7 protein-coding genes and 1 pseudogene are annotated in these 4328 nt (G+C 38.1%); 5 read left to right on the forward strand and 3 right to left on the reverse strand.

Annotated elements, in window-relative coordinates; all coding sequences use genetic code 11:
- Positions 1-653, forward strand: a 653-nt coding sequence (locus GMD4S_RS13505; protein ID WP_000553110.1) for a hypothetical protein, incomplete at its 5' end; no start/stop codon positions are given.
- A gap of 86 nt (positions 654-739) precedes the next feature.
- Here GMD4S_RS13505 and GMD4S_RS07210 read toward each other — a convergent pair.
- Positions 740-1030: pseudogene (locus GMD4S_RS07210) on the reverse strand (IS30 family transposase); the annotation flags it as partial.
- 263 nt (positions 1031-1293) lie between these two features.
- On the opposite strand from GMD4S_RS07210, the gene GMD4S_RS07215 reads away from it, so the two are divergent.
- Positions 1294-1707 carry a helix-turn-helix domain-containing protein gene (locus tag GMD4S_RS07215; protein WP_000622651.1) on the forward strand — a complete coding sequence of 138 codons (414 nt, stop codon included), beginning with the start codon at positions 1294-1296 and terminating at the stop codon, positions 1705-1707.
- The gene (locus GMD4S_RS07220; RefSeq protein WP_000724381.1) at positions 1704-2144 is read left to right on the forward strand and encodes a hypothetical protein; all 441 of its coding nucleotides are present in this window, start codon (positions 1704-1706) and stop codon (positions 2142-2144) included. The genes GMD4S_RS07215 and GMD4S_RS07220 overlap by 4 nt, the downstream gene beginning before the upstream one ends.
- Before the next feature lie 172 nt (positions 2145-2316).
- Here GMD4S_RS07220 and GMD4S_RS07225 read toward each other — a convergent pair whose 3' ends face one another.
- Together GMD4S_RS07225 and GMD4S_RS07230 are read right to left on the reverse strand one after the other, a co-directional pair.
- A complete protein-coding gene (locus GMD4S_RS07225; RefSeq protein WP_001288936.1) occupies positions 2317-3012 on the reverse strand; it encodes an LrgB family protein in 696 nt (231 codons plus the stop codon).
- On the reverse strand, positions 3009-3383 hold the full coding sequence (locus GMD4S_RS07230) for a CidA/LrgA family protein (RefSeq protein WP_000781325.1): 375 nt from the start codon (positions 3381-3383) through the stop codon (positions 3009-3011). Before GMD4S_RS07230 ends, GMD4S_RS07225 begins: the two co-directional genes overlap by 4 nt.
- 196 nt (positions 3384-3579) lie before the next feature.
- On the opposite strand from GMD4S_RS07230, the gene GMD4S_RS07235 reads away from it, so the two are divergent.
- Positions 3580-3960 carry a MarR family winged helix-turn-helix transcriptional regulator gene (locus tag GMD4S_RS07235; RefSeq protein WP_000221647.1) on the forward strand — a complete coding sequence of 127 codons (381 nt, stop codon included), beginning with the start codon at positions 3580-3582 and terminating at the stop codon, positions 3958-3960.
- A 100-nt stretch (positions 3961-4060) separates the two neighbouring features.
- The gene (locus GMD4S_RS07240; protein ID WP_000570262.1) at positions 4061-4282 is read left to right on the forward strand and encodes a DUF4649 family protein; all 222 of its coding nucleotides are present in this window, start codon (positions 4061-4063) and stop codon (positions 4280-4282) included.
- Positions 4283-4328: the final 46 nt, after the last annotated feature.

Genomic DNA, 4328 nt, shown 5'->3' on the forward strand with positions numbered 1-4328 from the left:
CAATTTCAGTTTTGATTGGAGCTTTTATTAACAGTCTTAGCCAGAGTTACAATCCTAACAATGCTGCTTATTTCATCTTCTTTTTAGTGCTAGTCTTTGGAGGACTCAGCGTCACTCTTTGGATTGCAACAATCTTTTTAATCATCCGAAGATTCAAGGGGAGTGTTTATGACCGCCAAGGGTACTTGACCTTGACCTTGCCTGTCTCTGAGCACCAAATCATCACCGCAAAACTTTTAGGTGGTCTTGTCTGGTCCATCTTAGGCTATATCGTCTTTATCTTGAGTATATTGATTATCATCTTCTTAACACCAATTGAAAAAGACTTCACTGCCCTCTACAACTTCATTTCCCCTTATCTCAGCTACGGCTGGCTGTATGCCCTATCACTATTTGTCGGGTCAATCGCATGGATTTTATCCATTTACCTCTCCATCTCTATCGGGCAACTCTTTAACGAGTATCGAACAGCCATGGGGATTTTAGCCTATATCGTCATTTCCATCGTTATTGGTTATATCACTTTCTTCTTAAGAGTTGACAATGACTATAACGTGATGGCTAGTACAGAAATCTTGCGCGATCTCTTTTTATCAGCTATCTACTATCTCGGAACCTACTATATCTTGAAAAACAAGGTTAATTTGCAATAGTTTAAACGTCAAAAAAAGGATAACATCTCATCACTGAGAGGCTATCCTTTTCTTTATCTCATTTTCTAACTAGATTAAAAAATTGAATAAGTTCCTTTAATAACATCAAGACTCCAATTTTGTTCTAAAAGAGTTTGGATAAAATCTTTTTCTGATTGCGTAAGACTGGTTTTATTCCTGCCACAGCGTTTCTTATTGATTTTATATCGGTTATAGTAATCATAAGCAGAGTGCCCCTCTTTCAGATAGTTGATGACATTGTAGATTGTCTGTTTTGATCTGCCAAGTGAAGTCACAATATCTGAAACTTTTATGTTTTCTTGATAGTAAGCCTCTATCATTACAAGCTCGTTTGTGGTAAGATGAGTATAGGTCATTTATGTTGGTTCCTTTCAGACAAATGTGGTAGTTTATCTGAGCCTAACATAGATGGCTTTTTCTGTCTAGATTAATTTTACAAATTGGGTGTTAAAAAAATTGAATTAGGAATATAAAAAGTTCTAGTATTTGTACTAGAGATCAGACGGGCTTCTTTTTTGCTATGATTTTTAACAAAAAACTCTCGTTTTGCCAATAAAAGATGCTTGAAAGTTGGACAAGAAGGCTCTATAATGAGTTCAGGAAAAGAGGTAGGAAAAGTATGATTAGTGAAACGATTGCTCTGCTAAGGAAAAAGTCAGGTTATTCTCAGGAAAAATTAGCTGAAAAAGTAGGCGTATCTCGTCAGACTCTCAGTAAGTGGGAATTGGGCGACAGTTTACCGGATATTATTTCTTCAAGTCGTTTGGCAGAAATTTTTGATATCAGCTTAGATGAGTTGGTTAATGGGGATGTCTCTCCTTTTGCTACTAAAGCCAAAGAAGGGAAGTATATTTTTGGAACGGTAACTGTTGGTGAAAAGGGACAAATCGTCATTCCTGCACGAGCGAGAAAAATTTTTAACATCCAAAAAGACGACAACCTTATGGTTTTAGGTGATGTCAATCAAGGCTTGGCCTTGTTGAAGAGCGATTTTTTTATTCAAGCTTTTGAAGAAATGGGGTTAATGAAATGAAAAAAATTACTGGTTTTGGTCTTAGCTTTGCAGTGTTTATATTTTTCTTGAATTTGATAGGCTGCTATGATTTTGTCATGGTAATGACGCGTAACCAGACTTATTTTGCAGAACATTATAATTCAGCTATTATGGTTTACTTTAGCCATTATCCTGTTGTCTTTGTAATTGTGTGGTTTAGCCATTTGTTAGCTGCTACCTTGAGTCCGATTTTCTATTTTTTCAGAAGAAAATTAGCCCTTACTTTGGCTGGTCTTGCTTTCTGGGGAGATGCTCTGCTGATTCTATTGACCAGTCTTTTTAGGAATCGCATTCAGGTTTTTGGTTGGCAATTTTTCGTTGATTTGGTTGTTTTAGGATTGCTTGGCCTTTATTATCTGTATTTGCGTAAAATATTTCTTAGCACATCAGGAAAAACATCTAGGATTTTAAAATAGTCCTAGGTGTTTTTTGGTTATTTATGTATATTGTCTATAAATACGGCAAGAAAGTGAGAGAAGTGATTTTTTACTAAGAATCTGCTTCTGTCTAGCTTAATTTTACAAATTGGGAAAGTAAAAACCTATAACATACGATTCGAAAAAGCAAGGAACTTAAATTCCTTGCTTATTAACTCAATATCAAACTGGCTACGATGGGACTTACAAATACGTAGAGAATACCAGTAATACCGATAGCCAAGCCACCCATGGCTCCTGCTACAGAACCGTAGCGAAAAGCCGTTCCTGTTCCGACAGCATGACCTGTTCCACCAAGGGAAAGTCCAACTGCAACTGGATCGTCAATCTTCAACCACTTCAAAAGGGTGGGTCCGATAACACTGGTCAAAATCCCAGTGGCTACTACAACCACCAAGGTTACGGTTGTCAATCCTTGCAATTTTTCTGTGATCCCCACTGCCATGGCTGTCGTTACCGACTTGGGAAAGAGAGAAATGGCTAGGAAAAAGTCCATGCCAAATATTTTCGCCACAAGGGCTGTGAAAGAGGTATTGACAACTACTGCTAACAGACTCCCGAAAAGAATACTCCGCGCATGGTGCTTCATCAGATGAAAACTCTTATAAAGCGGAATCCCTAGAGCCACGGTCGATGGGACAATCAAGTTGTTCAGATAAACCCCACCTTGGTAATAATCTTGATAAGAAATACCCGTCGCCTTAAGGAAAATAATGATAAAAATAGCCGACAAAAGCAAGGGCGTTGTCAAGGGATGGGGAAAACGTCTGTAAATCAACATCCCCACTAGATAAGCTAGGATAGATAATGCAATCCCAAATAGAGGATTGGATACAAATTCGCTCATTTGGCATCTCCTTTCTCATAATCTCCCTCAAATCGTCTCTTGATAAACTGAACCACTAGGGCAATAAGGATAATGTTGATGACAGCCGCAAAAAAGACAATCAAGACGATGGGTAAAAGATAAGGGGCAATCACATCAAACTTTTCCATGATACCCACTGCTGGCGGCAAAAAGAGAATGGTCATATTGGCCAGCAAGAAATTTCCAACCATGTTGACATGTCTGGTCCTTAGCCACTTGAACTGTAAGGCTAGAAAGAGAATAATCAAACCGATAATACTGCCTGGGATGGGCAGATGAAAGAAACTAGAAATTCCCTCTCCGATAAGAGAAATCACAAAGAGAATCATTAATTGAACATATAATTTCATCCTAAACTCCACGAAATAGACTTCTTGCATACCAGTTTACTCTTTTTTCAGAAAATTTCAAGGAAATATCGCAATTCTTCTCTCTTGCAAGGATTAGTTAAAAGTAGTATAATCATTGCATGCGCAATCATCTTGTGTTACAAAGATAATCAGTAATGACTTTGTGATTTTTACTTTGAAAAGAAAGGAGAAAGCAATGACCTATTTGGAAAAGTGGTTTGACTACAACCGCCGTCAAAAGGAAATGGAAGCCTTGTTGGAAGAAACTATTGCCCAGCAGAGTGAACAAAGACTGACCTTGAAAGAGTTTTACCTACTCTACTATCTTGACCTAGCTGATGAAAAATCTTTACGACAGATTGACCTGCCAGATAAACTCCATCTTAGCCCGAGCGCTGTTTCTAGAATGGTAGGTCGTCTGGAAGAGAAAAACTGCGGTTTGCTTAGTCGCCGGTGTTGCGATCAGGATAGACGGGCTAGTTTTATCTGCCTGACTGACGAGGGTCAGACAACTCTAGCTTACCTGCAAAAGGCCGTCGAAGAAAGACTAGAAACGAGTCTTGACTTCATTTCTTAATCAGGTTTTTTAAAAAAGTTGCGTGCGCAATCATTTTTCTTGACATTCCTCTTTTCAAGGAGTACAATAAAGTCAAGATCGAACAACAAAGGAGTTTTATATGATCGAAATTACTTATCTAGACGCCAGCAAGCAAGAGAGAACCATGACTTTCGAATCTTACCAAGACTTTGAACGTTCTCAACATGCCTGCCTTATCGGTGTCGCAGACTATTACCCCGTTCAAAAATTGACCTATAATGGTCATGATTTGGACTACCATGGGACTTATGGAGATGTCTTCTTCTATCTCATGAAACAAGATTTAAGCCAATATAACTAAAAAAGGAGAAATACAATGGCAAAAGCAATTACAGATGCAACATTTG

It is taken from the genome of Streptococcus sp. GMD4S (assembly GCF_000296955.1).